This is a genomic window from Stenotrophomonas sp. SMYL11, assembly GCF_036320005.1.
In the GTDB taxonomy this organism is placed as follows: domain Bacteria; phylum Pseudomonadota; class Gammaproteobacteria; order Xanthomonadales; family Xanthomonadaceae; genus Stenotrophomonas; species Stenotrophomonas maltophilia_A.
This window is the reverse complement of record NZ_JAWIRS010000024.1, coordinates 15,883-33,923: the sequence shown is the minus strand read 5'-3', so window position 1 is coordinate 33,923 and position 18,041 is coordinate 15,883. Positions and strand designations below refer to the sequence as shown.

Sequence of the window (18,041 nt, the reverse complement as noted above, 5' to 3'; positions counted from 1 at the left end):
TGTAGAGGTGTCGCGCGGGGGCGCGCGGCGTAGGGGCGACCTGGCTGGAGTCAGTCTGGCTGGGTCGTAGAAAAGGGTGGGCTCTCGCTACCAGCGGTACCGTTGAGCAGCGCGGATGCCCGCGTCAGCAGCGCCGCCACTTCTTCCGCCTCGCCCTCGGCCCAGCGGCCGTGGTGGTGCACCAGCGCCCGCTTGAACTCGCGCAGGGCACCGGCCAGCGGCGGCGGCAGCGAGGCCTTGGTGATCTCGCGGGCACGGTCGAAGGCACGCCGCTGCGCCAGGCGCACCTGGGTGCGCTGCACCTTCAGCTCGAACTCGCCGGCGGTGGTGATACGGAAAATCCGCTTGCCGTCCACTTCCTCGGCCTCGATCCAGCCGGCCTGCTCGAAGCTGGCCAGCAGCGGGTACATGGTGCCGGCGCTGGGCGTGTAGGCCTGCATGAACTGGTTGCTGATCAGCTGCATCAGCTCGTAGCCGTGGCGCGGCTGCTCGCCGATCAGGGCCAGCACCAGCAGGCGCAGGTCGCCGCGGCTGAGCACCCGCGGCTGGCCGTTGCGGCGCGGCACTTCCGGATTGGTGGAACGGGCTCTGGGAGAAGCGGTACGGCTCATTTCGATATATCGGTAAACGAGTGTGCAAACGATATATCGATATATCGAAGCCGACAATCATCGATCCGGCCACAAGCAGGTCAGTTTTGGGCCACGGCTGGCCGCGCGCGCAGCAAAAGGGGCGCCCCTTGCGAGGCGCCCCGGCGATGCTGTGGAAGGGAGCAGGGCCGCCAGGCCCATCACTCGCGGCCCACGCTGGACCGAAGGTGGGCACCGATCCAGAGGCAGGTGCGACATGTTGTCGCCGGTTCAGTACCGTTGCCCGAACCGCCCCTACGGCGGTGCCGGAGTTGCCCTACAACCGTCATCGGCAGCGGTAACACTGCGTCCTGCACATGGGTGCAGCGGCCCGCAAGCGACAGCCCGCGCAGCCAACAATGCCCGCCGCAGGGCCTTCAACGGGCCCGGCAAGCCCCTTGCGGACACTGGCCGGTTGCATCCATACGCCTGCGTAGCCAAGTGACGAAAGCCCTTGGTGCGCTACACTTTGCGGTCTAGAAATCTATACAACAGTCGCGCGCGTGCGTGCGGTTATGGGAGCGCTAATGAACTGGTTGAACGAGGTGCTGAACAACGACCCGAATCCTGTGGAAACCCAGGAGTGGATCGAGTCGTTGAAGGCCGTTATTGATGTCGAGGGCTCCGAGCGCGCGCATCAGCTGCTGGAAGGCATGGTGGAACTGACCCGTCGTTCGGGCGCCTACCTGCCGTTCTCTCCCACCACCGAGTACGTCAACACCATCGAGCCGCAGCTCGAGGCCAAGAGCCCGGGCAATGCCGAGCTGGAATGGCGCATCCGTTCGATCATCCGCTGGAACGCGATGGCCACCGTGGTCCGCGCCAACCGCAAGCCGGGTGACCTGGGCGGCCACATCGCCTCGTTCGCCTCCGGCGCCACCCTGTACGACGTGGGCTTCAACCACTTCTGGCGCGCCCCGAGCGAAAACCACCCGGGCGACCTGCTGTTCATCCAGGGCCACAGCGCCCCGGGCATCTACGCGCGTTCCTTCCTGGAAGGCCGCATCAGCGAAGAGCAGCTGGACAAGTTCCGCATGGAAGTGGACGGCGGTGGCCTGTCCTCGTACCCGCACCCGTGGCTGATGCCGGACTATTGGCAGACCCCGACCGTGTCGATGGGCCTGGGCCCGCTGGCCGCCATCTACCAGGCGCAGTTCATGCGCTACCTGGAAAACCGTGGCCTGATCGAGAAGTCCGACCGCAAGGTCTGGTGCTTCATCGGCGACGGCGAGAGCGACGAGCCGGAAACCCTGGGTGCCATCGCCCTGGCCGGCCGTGAAGGCCTGGACAACCTGATCTTCGTGGTGAACTGCAACCTGCAGCGCCTGGACGGCCCGGTGCGCGGCAATGGCAAGATCATCCAGGAACTGGAAGGCGTGTTCCGTGGCGGCGGCTGGAACGTGATCAAGCTGCTGTGGGGCGGTTACTGGGATGCCCTGCTGGCCAAGGACACCAATGGCGTCCTGAAGAAGCTGATGATGGAAACCGTCGACGGCGAATACCAGAACTGCAAGGCCTTCGGTGGCGCGTATACCCGCGAGCATTTCTTCGGCAAGTACCCGGAAACCGCTGCGATGGTCGCCGGCCTGAGCGACGACGACATCTGGCGCCTGAACCGTGGTGGCCACGACCCGCACAAGGTGTACGCCGCCTACCACCAGGCCGTGAACACCAAGGGCATGCCGACCGTCATCCTGGCCAAGACCGTGAAGGGTTACGGCATGGGCAGCGCCGGTGAAGCGCTGAACCCGACCCACCAGACCAAGAAGCTGGACGACGAAGCGGTGCGCCACTTCCGCGACCGCTTCAACATTCCGGTGACCGACGCGCAGCTGGCCGACGGCCAGGTGCCGTTCTACCACCCGGGCCCGGATTCGCCGGAAGTGCAGTACCTGCAGGAACGCCGTGCCGCGCTGGGCGGTTACCTGCCGCAGCGCCGCCGCAAGGCCGACAAGACCTTCGTGGCGCCGAAGCTGGAAGCCTACGACCGCCTGCTGAAGAGCAGCGGCGAGCGCAGCTACTCCACCACCATGGCGTTCGTGCAGAGCCTGAACATCACCCTGCGTGACAAGGAACTGGGCCCGCACATCGTGCCGATCGTGGCCGACGAGGCCCGTACCTTCGGCATGGAAGGCCTGTTCCGCCAGATCGGCATCTACGCGCCGTTCGGCCAGAAGTACAAGCCGGTCGACGCCGACCAGCTGATGTTCTACCGCGAAGACCAGAGCGGCCAGGTGCTGCAGCAGGGCATCAGCGAGCCGGGTGCGATCAGCTCGTGGATGGCCGCCGGTACCAGCTACTCGGTCAGCAACGTGCCGATGCTGCCGTTCTACATCTACTACTCGATGTTCGGCTTCCAGCGCGTGGGCGACATCGCCTGGCAGGCGGCCGACATGCGTACCCGCGGCTTCCTGCTGGGTGGCACCGCCGGCCGCACCACGCTGAACGGTGAAGGCCTGCAGCACGAAGATGGCTTCAGCCATCTGGTGGCCGGTGGCATCCCGAACGTGCGCAGCTACGACCCGACCTTCGGCTTCGAAGTGACGGTGATCCTGCAGCACGGCACCAAGCGCATGATGGAAGACCAGGTGGACGAGTATTACTACGTCACCCTGATGAACGAGAACTACACCCACCCGGAAATGCCGGAAGGCGCGGCCGAAGGCATCGTCAAGGGCATGTACCTGCTGACCGACGCCGGCAAGCCGAAGAAGGGCGAGCTGCGCGTGCAGCTGCTGGGTTCGGGCACCATCCTGCGCGAAGCCATTGCCGCGGCCGAGCTGCTGGACAAGGACTTCGGCGTGACCGCCGACATCTGGAGCTGCCCCAGCTTCAACGAACTGCGTCGCGATGGTTTCGACGTGGAACGTGCCAACCGCCTGCATCCGGAAGGTGAGCAGCGCAAGGCCTACGTGACCGAGCTGCTGGAAGGCCGCCAGGGCCCGGCGATTGCCGCCACCGACTACGTGCGTGCATATGCGGACCAGATCCGTGCGTTCGTGCCGATGTCGTACACCGTGCTGGGTACGGATGGTTTCGGCCGTTCGGATACGCGTGCGAACCTGCGCCGGTTCTTTGAGGTGGATCGCTACTACATCGCCCATGCCGCGATTGCGGCGCTGGCGAAGGAAGGGAAGATGACCGCGAAGGATGTGGCCCGGGCGATCAAGCAGTACAAGATTGATCCGGAGAAGGCTAATCCTGTTGGGGTTTGATTATCTCGGCGTTTCGTAATAAAAGGGCGATCATCTGATCGCCCTTTTTTAATGGACAAGATTGGAGTTAAGGAATGCTCACCACGGGAGAGGAATTCGCGGTAGCAGCAGCGATGCGAGAAGGACAACGTCGCGCGGCCAATGCGGTTCGAGAATATCTTGCAAGGGACTACGCAGGTAAGTCATTCCTGGTCGTAATGCCTACCGGCGCAGGAAAATCAGGACTGATTGCCTCCGTCTGCCAGTCTCACCCTCGCGGCCCAATCGTTGTACTCAGTCCTCGAGCGGCAGTCTGCCGGCAGCTTATGGACGAAATATCAGGGAAGTTCTTCTCGGACAGGGGCGTGCTCGTAGAGTCGCCTCGCTCAGTCAAAGAGTTGGGCGGAGAGATTAAGGAGGATTGCATCTATGTCGGTACTTTCCAAAAGCTGATCCGCATGAAGTCGACGGCGTTCCGCCGTCTAGCCGAGAGCTGCTCGCTGCTTATTGTCGATGAAGGCCATTCGGAGCCCGCTCCGCTCTGGGGTAAGGCTGTTCGGCAGTTCAGCTGTCACAAGATAATAGTGACGGCGACCCCGTACCGTAATGATCTGTTCCAATTCGACATCGGCCTTGAAACGACATTTTGCTACACCTTCAAGAAGGCGGTCGAGCATCAAGTCATTTTGGAGCCGGCATTCGAGCAGTGCACAATTGCGGACGCCGCCCAACGTACATCGATCTTCCTCTCAGAAAACCCAACCGCAAAGGCAATCGTAAAGGCCAAGAGTCTTGGGGATGTCAAGATGCTGAAGGAATTGATGGACGGCGCGGGACTAAGTACGCTGGCAATCCACGATAAGTTGCCGGACGATACCTCGGCAGGAACCGCCAAGACTGTCCCTTCTGGACTAAACTCGCGAGACGTTCGAGTAGTGATTCACCAAAGAAAGCTGGATGAGGGCGTGGACCTTCCATCTGCAAAGTTGTGTGTCCTCACCTATCCAGTAGCAAGCGGTCGAGAGCTCGTGCAGACCGTTGGAAGAATCGTGCGGAACTTCGAGAGCATACAGCCACTGGTGCTTGATTGTGGCTCGTCCAGCAACACAAAGATGTGGGCTAACTACCTCGAGTTTGACTCATCCATCTCCTCAGATGATGGATGGGCCAAGTTCGTCAATTCTCTTGACACGGCAAAGCTGATCGAGAGCTACCTCGACACCTTCCCCCAGTACCTGTACCTGGGAGCGGCATTCCGGGAAAAGTTCGAACTGTTGAGCCTCGATGTGGATAGAGATATTCGAGTGCCGACCGCGTCTGTATGCTTCCTGGGGGTGGAGGAGGGCTTCACAATCGAGTCCTTTGTTGACGCCATGCTTTGGAGAAATGATCACGCTGGGGAACTGGCGAAATGCTATGACTCGGCGCACGGATTCAAGGTGATCGTGTCTATCCGGTTTGAGAGTTCCAAGTATCTGAAGAGTAAGTTGTTCTTCGAGCCGTCTCTTCATGTGGTAGTTGCAAAAAAGATTGGCAACTACTTGGCAGTATTCGACAGTCGCTCAATCAATCATGCGGGGGACACGGCGCTGGGTACAAAGCAGCCCGTCGATCCACAGCGACTATTCAATCTCTCAGCAAGGGGTGCTTTCACTAGAGTAAAAGAGACGCACGCGCGATCGATAAGCTCGGCTAGAAGAAGGCCGGAGCGAGTTTCGCATGTAGGACCAGAGCTAAGTGCCTCGTACTCAGGGCAGTCGGCAGCTAGCTATGCTCTTTCAGTAACGAAGGTCGACAATCTCGATTTGGCCCAAGGTGTAGAGAGCAGCTACTACCTCAGTACCGGATCGGGAAGAGTCTCTGACCAAAAAAATGGCTCATTCAGCCTGGAGCGGCTGTCGAAGTGGGTAGACGAGGTGGCGTCCGTTTTGGATGAGGATGCGCCGTCGCTGAGTCCGGTGATCGGGGCTTTTGCTCTGCCAATCGATGCGATGGCAGTTAGCGGGCCCCTATCTATGACTATCGACTTCACGGATCTCCCGGCGGGTACCAAGATGGTCTCCGGCGCAAAATCCACACCGCTTGACGCAGGGTTTCTTTTTCTAGAGTGCCCGAATTGGCAAGTCAAGGTCGGATCGTCGACGTTGAGATTTGCCTACATCGAAGAGGTCGAGAGGATAGTCTTCACTGCTAGCCCAGACGTGATGTTGGTGTCTCCCGATGGAGAGGCCGTATCATTGGTTCAAGACATGAACTCGAGATCGCTTAAGATCTTGTTCGCCGATGGAGTTTCATACGTAGATGGAAAGTTCTACAAGTCGGCTTTGCCGACTACAGTGGGGATCGATCTAGAGAGCACTGTTATTGGCGCATCAATCTATCCTGTCCCTGAGCTTCAGTTGGCTGGTTTGTCTGAGAAAGGGTTGTTCCAGGATCGGGAGTATGTCGGGACTAGCGCGGAGAACTTTGATGCGAACTCAGTGTTCAATCTTATCGACAGCTTGGCTCGCGGCGACTATCAAAAATATCGATCAACCCAATACGATGTGCTCAGGAGGCTAGTTCCCGACATCGATCTTGTGGTGTGCACAGATATGGGTACGGAGGCTGCGGATTTCATATTGTCGTCACCAAAGTCGCTTTGCTTTGTACATGTTAAGTGTGGTGACTCAAAGCGTCCCAAGTCGCCAGCTGGTGCCCTTGCCGAAGTGGGGGCTCAGGCGATAAAGAACATTGAGTATCTGGTTTCGTCGAATGAATCGCTGCCCTTCGGAAATGAGGGGCGGCTTGCATTGCCTTGGCCGCATAGAGGTGCGATCCACAAGCTCAAGCATCGGGTGCGATTCATAGCGAAGGACGGCGTGGAGCGCACGGTTCCATCAACGCCAAAGGCTTACTCTAAATGCGTAGCATCAGCAATTGAAACAATAAAGAAGCGGAGGAGATCACCTGGATGCAAGAAAGAAGTGTGGATCGTCGCCGCAAACTCCTTCTCTTACGGATCGTTCAAGAAAGAAATTAAAATGGGGGCTGCTGCTAAGGCGGAATCACTACAGGCCTATCAACTAATAGATGCATGGCTGGCAGTGTGCAGCGCAAACGATGTTGATCTCAAGATCATGGTCTCCCCGTAGGATGGCGATGGCCGGCAGGTCAGATCTCTGTGACTTCATTGGAAGTCCCGCAGATCGATGACGCTCCCCACTGTGATCGAAGCTCTGAGTCGCCCTCGCTACCCCCCTCCGTGCAACCGCTCAGTAACCTGCGCAGTCAACGCCACACACGCCATCTTCAACCCCTCCATCACCCGATCCCCCAGGTACTCTTCGGGCGCGCCGTTCTGCCGAGTCCGCTCCGCAGCTAGCATCAACTCCGCCACCACGCGCAGCCCTGCCAGCGCACAATCGGCATCCGCCAGCTGAAGACACCGTCCAGGCAGTTGATGCCGCTCCGGCCAAGGCTGGCCGTCCGCAGCAGCACCGGTGCCGATGCGGCGCAGCGTGGCGACGAAGGCGTTGGGACCAACGGATGGTTCGCGCTCGGGTTCGGCGTTGTCCGGATCGTACTGCGCGTGCAGGGAACGGAAGTCCGATGTGTTCATGGCAATGCTCCGTACAGGACAGATAGCAACGCCACCGATAAAGGCGGCGGACGGTGCGTGTCTCGAAAACCGGTGAATACCCAATCCGGCGGGTCCGAGGACCCCCACGCACCGCCCGCCATGGATCGCGAACGGATTGCCAGCCGGCGCCATCCGAAGATGACGCCGACTGGCAAGCGCAAAGCACTGGGTATTCAGACGGGTTTTCGAGTCCCGCGCCACCTAGTGCGAGGTGGCACGCCAAGGTGTACTCGCATGATTGCGAGATGCCAAGAAACCGTAGGCCGCAGAGGCCGCAAATGCTGACGCTTACGGCATTGTTGCATGGCGCACGCGTGGCAGAACCCTTGCGGTGCAGTGGTTTCGGCCGGTGTTAAGTTACCGCCCGAATGCGCATTAAAAAGCACGGTTTGCAGAGGGTCGGGGTCTCAAATGCGACAATCCGCCCGCAGGTCTGAGATCCCAAGCGTGTCGATTGCGACACAACTTAACTTTCCGACGCCACGCCCGGCCGTGGCCACAGCGCATCGTCACGCTCCAGGTCGTAGTCGCTGCCGAACGCCAGCGCCGTCTCGCGTGGCGGCAGGTCTGCATAGCAGCCCAGCATTTACTCATCTATGCCTGCGTGGCCATGATCGATGGCGAACAAGTAGAGAAGCTCCTTGTCGAAAGCTTCCAGCCATGCAGGGTCGATTTTGGTCATGGTCATCCTCCCGAAGCAGGGGAGGATGACCTGGGGAGGTCTCAGGGGCCGCGACCTTTGGCCCCGAGAGAGGCCGCCTCAATCTGGAGGCTCAGCCCATGCGCATGGCGTGGCTCTGCTGCTCCTGAGTACGTGCATCCAGCGCCTGCTGCTCATTCTGACGGGCGAGCTCGCGCTGGTCGCCAACCACAGCCAGTTGCTGCAGCGACTCAGCCACCGGCGTTTGCGCAGCCAAGGCAGTGGGCATTCCTGCACGCAGGTGGGCGGGGTCAGATAGGTCGCCTTGTACAACAAAGATAGTGTGACCCGCCGGCTGATTGGCCGTGGCGTTGCTCAGCACCACATGGTCCACCTGCTCCAGACCCTGCTCGCGTGCCTTCACCGTCAGGCTGGCCGTGAGGTTCTCGCTGGTCGCGTCGAAGGAGCGGCCGTGCTTCTCGTCCAGTGCAGCAACGCCCTGGCGAATCTGCTGGTGAAGCGCGTAGTCCGGGCTGCCTGGCTCTATCGCCGCGATTCGGTGTCCTTCCGTAAGCAGAGGCTCGGGCGCCTGCGTAGACACCACGCGCGGGCTCTTGGCGATCTCTCTGTAGGGATCTTCAGGATGAAACTGCTTCGCCTTGGCCTCCCGCTCCAGTCGAACCTCGCGAGTCTCGTTCAACGCGGAAATCTCGGCGGGATCGGTCTCTTTGGTTGTCCTGTCCAGCGGAGGAACGCCCACTGTACGATTCCAGCTGCCGTCCTTTGGGTCGTAGCTGTGATAGTCGAACTTGGTCCCAATCACGTTCGGATCGACGGCGTCGCGCTGCAGGAGCGCCGCGCCCTCGAACTTGCTCAGCTCAACGAAGTAGAAATGCCCGGCGGGCTGCGGCATATCGAGGTGCACGCTGACCGCCGTCTTGCCGGCACGGAATGCGCCGGCAGCGCTGTTGTCCAGCATGTTCTGCCAGACCTTCTCGGCTGCCTGCTCACCGCGTTTGTGCTCCGTGGACACCAGCAGCAAGCGCGGGGTCCAGCAGTTCACATTGAGGTCGTTCTTTTCGAACGAAACATCGTGGGATTTGAGCGTGCTCGTGTAGGGCAGGTTGAGTGCCAGATCGGGCCTGCCGGCCTCCACCCAGCTTCTGCGCTCCGCCAGGTCATTCCTGATCAGATCCTGGCCGAAGGTTTCTTGCCTGCGCTCGGTGAACGCTACGTTCTTCTCGTTGCCGAACAGCGTGGCCTGTTGATCGGCAACGGCGGTTGCAAAGCTGTTGGCCACCCGGCCGGGGAGGCTGTCGTTGCGCACAACACCCAACGCCAGCAGTCCGTAGCCATCATTGTCGGGAAGCTGCGCGAGATAGTTCCAATACAGCTCGCGATTTCCCTCCTTCGCGTAGGAGGACAGGACACGAATGTCCTTATCGGTAAGTCCGCTCATGGTTCATCCTTGAGATGCGGTTTACGGCTGAACGCGATATCGGCTCAGAAGTTCACGCACGCTGGTTTCCAAGCGCTGCCAGTCGCTCAGCATGACGCGTGCATAGTTCATCTCGATGGCGATGCTGTCGCCCACGTCAACGATGGAATGGCGGCACATTGCGATCTGGCCTTCGCCGGCGCGTTCAAGTGTCTTGCCCTGAATCGTGAGCCCGTCAGGAATGCGGTCTGCCGGGTCGCAGCTGATGAAGGTTGCCAGTTGGCCATCCGTGGTGCGCGCGACATACCAGTCTGGTTCCATCGCCGGGTTGCGCGCGTAAGGCCTGCCCAGCGCAGCCTCCGAATCCTTCGCATAGGCTGCCATCAACGATGGGTCGATCGCATAGGGCGTCAGACCCCAGCGCTCGGGCTGTGCAACGCGCAGCGCAAGGTTCTCTACCGGGTCCCTTCGCTCCAGTGATCCCGGCGCGCTGGTGGCCTCACTGCTGGACCGACGTGCCAGATAGTTCTGGATGGGAACGCGATCGATGTATCTAAACTCGACCAGCACCTGCCGCCGGCTGTCCTGCGTGCTGCGCACCGGGCGATTGCCCGGAGGCGCTGCATCGAAATCAGGCCAGAGCACGGTGAGCATGACGCCGCCATCGGCGAGGGGGCCCGTCTGGTTGTAGTAAAGGTTGGCCGGGAACATGAAGCGGTGCGGGCCAAGCCGAGCTTCCACCGGCTGCGTCGTGTAGGTCTGTCCGCCCACCGTACGTGGGCTGGTTGCGCTTTCGGACATGGGGGTTCCGTTCGGGTCCTTTTCCGTGGATGGGGCCTTCGCGCAGGCGGTGGTGCTCAGCACGGCCACCAGGGCGAAGGGGGCAAGCCGGCAAGCCGGTGCTCTGCTCATGGGCGATTCCCTTGCATGATCGAAACGACTATAGAACGGTGGAATGGCAAGCTCCAGTCGCTGCCGGAATGCCGCTCACGCCTGGGCCCATTACTGCATGCTGGCTCACATATTCAGCAAGCCGCGATCGGCCTCCTCTATTCCTCCACCTGCCCCCCATCCCACCTATGCCATTATCCGCCCAGGATCGCAGCACCCATCAAGGCTGAACAGGCATGGAGCAGGCAACACGCTATACCGCAACGCTGTACCTGGCCGCGCCCGGCACCCCATTGAAAAGTGGGGGAATCTCGCCGCGCGGCCACATGTACTTACAGGTGGCGGCAGGCGACGAGGCCCACAGCTACGGCTTCGCACCACCGCGCCAGGCGCCGGGCGAGGCCCCCACCGGCGTGCAGTACGCGCAGGTGCGCCACGACGATGCCGACGAGCATCTGGACCCGTATTACAGCCGGACCCTGGAAATCACCGAGGAGCATTACGGCTGCCTGCGTGATTTCGCCGAGGAACCGGCCGAGTTCGAATTCGATGTGGATCGCCCGGCCACCATCAACCGTTGCAGCGATTTCGTCTGGGCGGCGCTGCACTACGCCGGCCTGCATCCGCTGCCAGCGCCGCTGGACGGCGGCAGCAACCTGGGCGAGTTCGCGGTGTTGTTCAATCTGCCGGAAATCCAGTGCATTGCCGCGCCGTTCCCGGGCAGCGACCTGAATGCCGAAACCCACCATGCAATGCCCGAGCGCGAGGCCGAACACCATCGCCAGGGCGACCGTGCCAGCGATGAGCCGCCGCCGACGCCGATTGAGGTGGCCGGCACGCTGCTGGACCCTTCGCATCCGGACCATCGCCTGTTCGCGCAGCTGATTCAGAAAGTAGCCGAGCTGGACGCCGCGCATGGCCGCCCGTTCGATGCGGCCAGCCAGCGCATCAGTGCCAGCCTGCTGGTGCTGGCCAAGCAGAACAATCTTTCGCGGGTGGACCACGTGCTGCTCAGCCAGCCGACCCAAAGCAGCCATGCCGCCGAGAGCATCTTCATCGTGCAGGGCGATCGCAACGACCCGGGGCACCGCCGCGCCAGCATCGCCACCGAGGTGGCGGCCAAGACCGATGTGGCCGATTCGCTCCGCTTGAAAGAGCAGTAATCCGCGCGCTTGCCATACGCGCGCCGGCGCACGCCACGCCCCCCACCTGCTACCATTCCCCCGCTACCCAGCCAGCCCACCCCGCGCAGACAGATGCAGGTCGGGCCGTCGTAGAACGGCCCAGCGAGCCAGGACACCCTCCCGTGCCCATTCAAGGACGCTCGCATGTTCCGTAATCCTCTCTTCCGCTCGGCCGCCCTGGCCGTTGCCGTTTCGCTCAGCCTCGGCGTGCCCTCCGCGTTCGCCGACAATGCACCTGCCGCCAGCGCCACCACCGCGGTGCAGCGCCAGGCCGTGGCCAAGGGCCTGTACGAGCTGGCCTACAGCCCGAAGCAGAACGCCGTGTTCGTGGCCTCGTCCGGTGGCTTCGGCGATGACGCCGGCCCGGCCCAGGTGCTGCGCCTGAATCCGACTACGCTGGCCGTGGAAACCCGCATTCCGCTGGAGCGCAAAGCGTTCGGCGTGGTGCTGGATGACGCCCACAACCGCTTGTACGTGGGCAACACCGTGGACCTGTCGGTGACCGTGGTCGATACCGCGCAGAACAAGGCCGTGGGCACCATCCAGCTGATGGAGAAGAAGACCGGCAAGGATGGCAAGGCCGCTTACACCCATGACCTGCGCGAGCTGGTGGTCGACAGCGCTGCAAACCGCCTGTACGTGACCGGCCACAGCAGCCAGCCCGACGTGAGCAGCGTGCTGTTCGTGATCGACACCAACACGTTGAAGGTTATCAACACCATCGCCGGCCTGGGCAATGCCAAGGCACCGGGCCTGGCACTGGATGCGGCCAACAAGCGCGTCTACACCAGCAACCTGCTGGCCGATCTGGTGGTGGTGGGCACCGATTCGAACAAGGTGGTGGCACAGCACAAGATCGCCGCCGAGCAGCCGATGAACATCGCGCTGGACCCGGCCGGCAAGCGCCTGTTCGTGACCGACCAGGGTTCGGAATTCCTGCGTGGCTACCAGGCCAAGAGCAGCGGCTTGGTCAGCCAGCACCCGGGCCAGCGCGTGCTGGTGCTCGACCGCAGCACCGGCAAGGAACTGGCCAGCATCCCGACTGATGCCGGCCCGCTGGGCATCCTGCTGGATGCACCGCGCAAGCGCCTGTACGTGACCAACCGCGAGGCCGGTACGGTGACGGCTTACAACAGTGACAGCTACCAGAAGGTGGCGACCTACACGGTGCCGACCCACCCGAACAGCCTGGCGCTGGATACGAAGAACAACGTGTTGTTCGTGAGCATCAAGAACGGCGAGAAGGATGACAAGGGCGCTGACGAGAGCGTGGCGCGGATTCAGCTGTAACGAGCAAGAGTCGGCCGTGCATGAGAGACGCGCGGCCGACTCGTTGGGTTCTACGCAATACGATATCGATAGGCGAGAGCTTGCAGATTCGCATTTGAGATTTGCCACGGCTGCTGAATGTGCGCGGTCCCACCGGCGCAAACGGGCACGCCGTCGTGCGATTGCAATTGGATACCATGGACGACGAACAGGCCGTTGTTCGGATGATGCTTTAGGTGGTGCTGCACTTCGTTCTTGGTGAGCACGATGTCACCCAAACCGCCGGTGGTTCCCTTCACCTCAATGTAGTGAACCTGGCCTTCCTTTCTGATCTCTAGATCGTAAGGGGCCGTGGCACTCGTACCTTGATTTCATATCCAGCGCTGCCGAAGTGCTCCTTGGCTAGTGCCATTGCCCGCAGCTCCACTGCACGGCGCTGAGGTTGCGTGAGCCCGAAGCCCTGTCCATTCTTCTTGAGACCCGAGGCGGTCTCTTCAATTGCTTCGACCACTGCAATGACGTCCGGCGAGGTTTGGCCACTGCGCTTCTGCGCTGGCTCGCCGTGATAGATGCTCCTCAGTAGGCGCGCCATCGTGAGCATATCGTCGCGCAGTTGCTCATCGGAAGGGACATCATCCTTTGCGTAGAAGTATGAGACTGCCGTCGTGCTTTCGTAGGCCTTGGCCAGGCGGTGCGCACCCAGCGCCATATTGGTGGTTAGGCGAGGATCCTGCGCGATCTCTTGCGCAAGGATCTCGACCGCCCATTTGGTTAAGCGTTGTGTCTCATCATGCGATCGGCCAACGAGCCGGCCGTCAACGTTCCTGGTAGAGGCGTGGGACAGCGCTAAATAGACCCCAGAACCATCCTCTGTGAACAACCAAACTACGTACCAGCCAACAGTGGCGGAAGGTGAGCGTTTTTGGGATGAGAAGCGAGCCCAGGGAACTCTGGCCTTTCGGGTAACCCCATCTTTCCCCTCTACCAGGAGGTCGCTTTGGCTAATGCCTACCGTGCTGCTGAGGCGCTCGCTGTCACTCCTGACAAGAGTGGGTAGCCGCTGCTTGATGATTTGTCCACGCGCCTGCATGGCATCTGTTGGTAGTGAACTGTACTGAGGCTGCAGTTCCATCACGTTCTGCAATTCGTCCCTGATACCCACGACGCCCCCTGCGCTCTTTTCGATAGGCGCAATTAATGCATGCAGGGGTATCGATCCGCAATGCGTATCAAGCTGGAGTCATTGGCGCCAAGGCATGTCGTTTGTGGACGGTTTGGCGTAGATGTGGCCAGAGCCACCGCAGTTCGCGGTAGACAGGGTTATGATCGGGATAGCTTCCGATTGGACTGAATCCCAAGTAGGGCGCTGCAATTCAGCGGGCGCCCTGGTCAGGTGTTGGCCAGCTCTGAGGAGAGCCGGTGCGATTACCCCATCCGCGGCGCAGGATTCTGCATTTCCTGCGCCTGCGCCTCGACCGGCTGCTCTACACCCACCCCCAGCTTCTGCATCGATTGCTCCACCGGCGTCTGCGCCGCCAAAGCCGTCGGCATCATCGTGCGCAGGTGCGCAGGGTTGGCCGGGTCGCCCTGCACCACGAAGATGTTGTGCCCGGCCGGCTGGGTGGACGTGGCATTGCTGACCAGCACATGGTCGACCTGCTGCAGGCCCTGCTCGCGGGCGAGCACGGTCAGGCTGGCGGTCAGGCGCTCGCTGGTCTGATCGAACGGGCGACCATGCTGGGCGTCCAGTGCGGCCACGCCGTGGCGGATCTGCTGGTTGAGGCCGTAGTCGGGGTGGTTGTTGGTGATCTCTGCCATGGCGATCGAACGGTAGCGGTGGGTCATGGTGGGCCCGGTCAGTATAGATCCGGCCCGTGAAGCGCGCCCGAGGCGTCAGTCCGCCGGCCGATGGTCATAGCTGATCACTCGCTCTGCCAGCCAGCGCCCATCCACGCGGCGCCAGACCTGGATGAAGCGGGCCTGGCCGGTCCAGTGCTCGACGCCCTTTGCATCACGCTCATGGAAGCGGTGGTCGCCAATCTCCAGGGCGCGGTCATCGTGCAGCGGAAACACCTGCAGCGAGCTTTCCGCCAGTTCGCGGCGCAGGTGGGTGTGGCTGACGCGCGTGCTCTCGCACAGGGCGGCCACGCTGCGGCGGAGGTCGTCGCGCTTGCTGGCGGACTTGCCCGCCTTGTCATGGAAGAACTCCATGTCTTCAGTGGTCATGGCTGCCGCTTTGTCAGCGTCGCAGTCGTCGAACGCGGCAGCGAAAAGCTGCGCGTCGGCCTGGCGGATCTGCTCGCGCAGGGTTTCGGTAGCGTTCGGCGTGGCGGCCAGTCCGGCAGCAAGCAGGGGCAAGGTAAACAGCAACATGGCGAGGCTCCAAGGGTGGTTCACGCAGGCTCGCATGGCATCTGGGCTGTTGCAGCCGACTTCCGATGAAACGGGTTTTCCACGGAGTCAATGCCCGCATTGGCGGCCCGGCCGAGGTGGCGCCGCCTGTGCAGGCGATGTCATGGCGATCGGCGATTCCGTCACGGTCGCGATAGGGGCCGGCCACTAGCCTGAAATCCTCCCCTTCCACAGGAGCTCCCATGCCTGCTTCCCGCATCCGCCTGCACGTTGAAGACACCGGTGGCGATGGCCGCCCGGTTATCCTGATCCACGGCTGGCCGCTGTCCGCCGATGCCTGGAAACAACAGGTGTCGATCCTGCGCGATGCGCAGCACCGGGTGATCAGCTACGACCGGCGCGGCTTCGGCCGTTCCGACAAGCCGGTCGAGGGCTACGACTACGACACGCTGGCGGCGGACCTGGCCGGGGTGATCGAGGAGCGTGACCTGCGTGACGTCACCCTGGTCGGCTTCTCGATGGGCGGTGGTGAGGTGGCGCGCTATGTGGCCAATCATGGTCAGGAGCGTCTGCACAGCGTGGTGTTTGCTGCTGCCGTGCCGCCGTTCCTTCTGCGCAGTGACGACAACCCGGAAGGCCCTCTGACCCAGGAAAAGGCCGATGAAATGCGCAGTGGTCTGGAGAAGGATCGTGAGGCTTTCTTCGATGGCTTCACCCGCGATTTCTTCAGCGCCAATGGCCAGTTGATGGTGACCGAAGAGACGCGTCAGGCGGCGATCGCGCTGTGCCATCAATCGGACAAGAACGCAGCGCTGGGGTGCATGAAGGCGTTTGCCACAACCGACTTCCGCGAAGACCTGAAGAAGATCACGGTGCCGACCTTGATCCTGCATGGTGACAGCGATGCCATCGTGCCGTTTGAGGGTTCGGGCCAGCGCACGCACCGAGCCATTCCGGGTAGCGAAGTGGTGATCCTGGAAGGTGCGCCGCACGGCTGCAACACCAGCCATGCTGATCACTTCAATCTGGCACTGCTGAACTTCCTGAAACGGTAAGCTGCCGCGATGCGCGAACCAAAGACACCGCCGTGGAAGAAGCCCAATCCCAAGGGCCAGACCTCACAGCCGCTGTCACCCGCGCAGAAGGAGGCGGCGCGGCAGCGTGCGGAAGAGAACGGGCGCCGCTACCCGAATCTGGTGGACAACATGTGGGCGGCGAAGCTGCCACGCGGATCCTGATCTGTAGAGTCGCGCCATGCTCGAATCCGCTCTGCATCCATCCACGCATGGCGTGGATCTACTGTAAAAGCAGCCGAGCATGGGCTCGGCTCTACAGGTCGGCCAGCGGCATCCAGCCGGGTTCCCACCAGGGTGAGATCTTGCCCTGACGGACGGTGATTGCCTCAACCGGCACCCCAGCCAGGCGCGCAAGCTCCGCACGCAGAACATCGGCGTCCACCGGTATGGCCGTGGCCACCTGCAGGCGATCACCCTGATGCCTCACCTGTACCGGTAGCGTGGCGCGCGCATCATGCTCGCCGCCGCTGCGCCCGATCGGGTAACGCATTGTTACCGGTCGCGACAGCTGCGTCAGTGCTGGCTGCCATGCCTGCAGTACGAGGGGCTGCCGGGCAGCGGGAACACGTACTTCAGCAATCGTGGCCGGGTAGCCGGTGAGGCTCTCGACCATGACCTGGAAGCGCGCGCCATCCGGCACGACCAGCACGGCGGCGATCAATGCGGAGAGCGAAACGAACACCGCCGCGAGGTGCCAGCTGCGCGGTGCGGTGGCCGGGCGAGTTGCGGTGCGCAGGCCCGGTTTGCGCCGCAGCTTGCGCGCGTAGATGCGCCGGTCCTTCCTGCGCGGGCTGCTGCTGTGCTCGGGCAGGTTCAAGGGAACCCGTGGAAGGCGCGCTGCGCGGGCCTTGATCAGGCGCGACAGCAGCATCCACGCGATCACGAACGCCAGCAGCGGAAGCAACGTTCGCACCCACAGATACAGCGTGACCATCCACAACACCTCTACATGCGACCATCCATGCTCATCCACATCCTACCGGGACCAGGCCGCGGTTGTCGTATCCGCCAGCCGACAAGCACAAGGCGCTTGGTTAGGATGGTCCTTTGTTGTCATGGATGAACCGATGGTCTCTGCTGCTACCCGCTTCTGTCGTATCTGTGGTCCTGGCCCGATCCTGCTGGCACTGCAGGTGGTGGCACTGCTGGCGGTCGCCCTTGCAGCCGGTTTCTTCCACTACCGTGTGGGACTGCTGCTGGAGCCGGTGGATGATGCATGCGGTGGGCCCGACCCTGTCGCGCGCATGCAGGTGGCCGAACAACTGCTGGCGCGGTCCACTGCGCTTGCACCGTGGCAACCGTTGCAGTGGATTCCGATGGCGGGCGTGGTACTGGCGCTGCTGGGCGCGATGTCGATCAGCGTCTACCGGCTGGGCCGCCTGTCGGAACGCCTGCGACGTGCCAACTTGGGGTTGATGGCGCTGCACGCCGCGATCCTGGCGCTGGCCATCAGAGCATTGCACCTGTACGACCTGGCATGGACTGGCGTGGCCAAGCTGTCCCCAGCGGCGTGCCTGGTGGAGCTGGGCGAGCAGGGCCGGTTGCCGCTGGCACAGGCACAGCAGGTGGTGTTCGAGATTCTCACCCATGAGCATGCACCGCTGCTGCGCAATCCCGATGATCTTGCCCTGGTGCTGGTCGCGTTGATGCTGATGGCGATGGCTGCGGGATTCATGCTGTGGCGTGCGATCGTGCGCGAACGTCAGGTGCAGTCGCCCGGCCCATAGCGCGTGTGGGACCGGCCGC

At 62.0% G+C, this 18,041-nt stretch carries 16 protein-coding genes and 1 pseudogene; 7 read left to right on the top strand and 10 right to left on the bottom strand.

Annotated features, from left to right (window positions below):
• Positions 1 to 50: 50 nt before the first annotated feature.
• Positions 51 to 611, bottom strand: a complete 561-nt coding sequence (locus V3B46_RS21120; RefSeq protein ID WP_049421165.1) for a PadR family transcriptional regulator — start codon at positions 609 to 611, stop codon at positions 51 to 53.
• A 545-nt stretch (positions 612 to 1,156) separates the two neighbouring features.
• Here V3B46_RS21120 and aceE point away from each other — a divergent pair.
• Both aceE and V3B46_RS21110 read left to right on the top strand, forming a co-directional pair.
• Positions 1,157 to 3,844 (top strand): pyruvate dehydrogenase (acetyl-transferring), homodimeric type, encoded by a 2,688-nt coding sequence (gene aceE / locus V3B46_RS21115; RefSeq protein WP_159359708.1) that lies wholly within the window; start codon positions 1,157 to 1,159, stop codon positions 3,842 to 3,844.
• Between the two features lie 74 nt (positions 3,845 to 3,918).
• Positions 3,919 to 6,957: a DEAD/DEAH box helicase gene (locus V3B46_RS21110; RefSeq protein WP_329892821.1), complete on the top strand. Its 3,039-nt coding sequence runs from the start codon at positions 3,919 to 3,921 to the stop codon at positions 6,955 to 6,957.
• A gap of 98 nt (positions 6,958 to 7,055) precedes the next feature.
• Here V3B46_RS21110 and V3B46_RS21105 read toward each other — a convergent pair whose 3' ends face one another.
• From V3B46_RS21105 to V3B46_RS21090, 4 genes and pseudogenes are all read right to left on the bottom strand, one after another.
• A complete protein-coding gene (locus V3B46_RS21105; RefSeq protein ID WP_329892820.1) occupies positions 7,056 to 7,424 on the bottom strand; it encodes a hypothetical protein in 369 nt (122 codons plus the stop codon).
• 487 nt (positions 7,425 to 7,911) lie between these two features.
• Positions 7,912 to 8,127: pseudogene (locus V3B46_RS21100) on the bottom strand (hypothetical protein).
• 91 nt (positions 8,128 to 8,218) lie between these two features.
• Positions 8,219 to 9,544, bottom strand: coding sequence for an XVIPCD domain-containing protein (locus V3B46_RS21095; protein ID WP_329892819.1), 1,326 nt, complete (start codon positions 9,542 to 9,544; stop codon positions 8,219 to 8,221).
• 21 nt (positions 9,545 to 9,565) lie between these two features.
• Positions 9,566 to 10,435, bottom strand: a complete 870-nt coding sequence (locus V3B46_RS21090; protein ID WP_329892818.1) for a hypothetical protein — start codon at positions 10,433 to 10,435, stop codon at positions 9,566 to 9,568.
• Positions 10,436 to 10,650: 215 nt separating this feature from the next.
• Between V3B46_RS21090 and V3B46_RS21085 the strand changes: the two genes are divergently transcribed.
• Entirely contained in the window at positions 10,651 to 11,577 is a 927-nt protein-coding gene (locus V3B46_RS21085) for an XVIPCD domain-containing protein (protein ID WP_329892817.1), read from the top strand.
• A 165-nt stretch (positions 11,578 to 11,742) separates the two neighbouring features.
• Positions 11,743 to 12,888: a YncE family protein gene (locus tag V3B46_RS21080; protein ID WP_329892816.1), complete on the top strand. Its 1,146-nt coding sequence runs from the start codon at positions 11,743 to 11,745 to the stop codon at positions 12,886 to 12,888.
• Between the two features lie 50 nt (positions 12,889 to 12,938).
• Here V3B46_RS21080 and V3B46_RS21075 read toward each other — a convergent pair whose 3' ends face one another.
• The 4 genes from V3B46_RS21075 to V3B46_RS21060 form a co-directional block, all read right to left on the bottom strand.
• Positions 12,939 to 13,172, bottom strand: a complete 234-nt coding sequence (locus tag V3B46_RS21075; RefSeq protein WP_489686304.1) for a hypothetical protein — start codon at positions 13,170 to 13,172, stop codon at positions 12,939 to 12,941.
• A 29-nt stretch (positions 13,173 to 13,201) separates the two neighbouring features.
• Complete coding sequence (locus V3B46_RS21070; protein WP_329892814.1) at positions 13,202 to 13,999, bottom strand: MrcB family domain-containing protein; 798 nt, start codon at positions 13,997 to 13,999, stop codon at positions 13,202 to 13,204.
• Between the two features lie 293 nt (positions 14,000 to 14,292).
• Complete coding sequence (locus V3B46_RS21065; protein WP_329892838.1) at positions 14,293 to 14,685, bottom strand: XVIPCD domain-containing protein; 393 nt, start codon at positions 14,683 to 14,685, stop codon at positions 14,293 to 14,295.
• A 75-nt stretch (positions 14,686 to 14,760) separates the two neighbouring features.
• Positions 14,761 to 15,240 (bottom strand): DUF4440 domain-containing protein, encoded by a 480-nt coding sequence (locus V3B46_RS21060; protein ID WP_329892813.1) that lies wholly within the window; start codon positions 15,238 to 15,240, stop codon positions 14,761 to 14,763.
• 221 nt (positions 15,241 to 15,461) lie between these two features.
• On the opposite strand from V3B46_RS21060, the gene V3B46_RS21055 reads away from it, so the two are divergent.
• Positions 15,462 to 16,274, top strand: coding sequence for an alpha/beta fold hydrolase (locus tag V3B46_RS21055; RefSeq protein WP_329892812.1), 813 nt, complete (start codon positions 15,462 to 15,464; stop codon positions 16,272 to 16,274).
• A gap of 9 nt (positions 16,275 to 16,283) precedes the next feature.
• Complete coding sequence (locus tag V3B46_RS21050) at positions 16,284 to 16,457, top strand: hypothetical protein (protein ID WP_097048477.1); 174 nt, start codon at positions 16,284 to 16,286, stop codon at positions 16,455 to 16,457.
• 91 nt (positions 16,458 to 16,548) lie between these two features.
• On the opposite strand, the gene V3B46_RS21045 is transcribed toward V3B46_RS21050, so the two are convergent.
• A complete protein-coding gene (locus V3B46_RS21045; protein WP_329892811.1) occupies positions 16,549 to 17,229 on the bottom strand; it encodes a hypothetical protein in 681 nt (226 codons plus the stop codon).
• A 133-nt stretch (positions 17,230 to 17,362) separates the two neighbouring features.
• Here V3B46_RS21045 and V3B46_RS21040 point away from each other — a divergent pair, with 133 nt between their 5' ends.
• Positions 17,363 to 18,022, top strand: a complete 660-nt coding sequence (locus tag V3B46_RS21040; RefSeq protein WP_195763236.1) for a hypothetical protein — start codon at positions 17,363 to 17,365, stop codon at positions 18,020 to 18,022.
• Positions 18,023 to 18,041 lie beyond the last annotated feature (19 nt).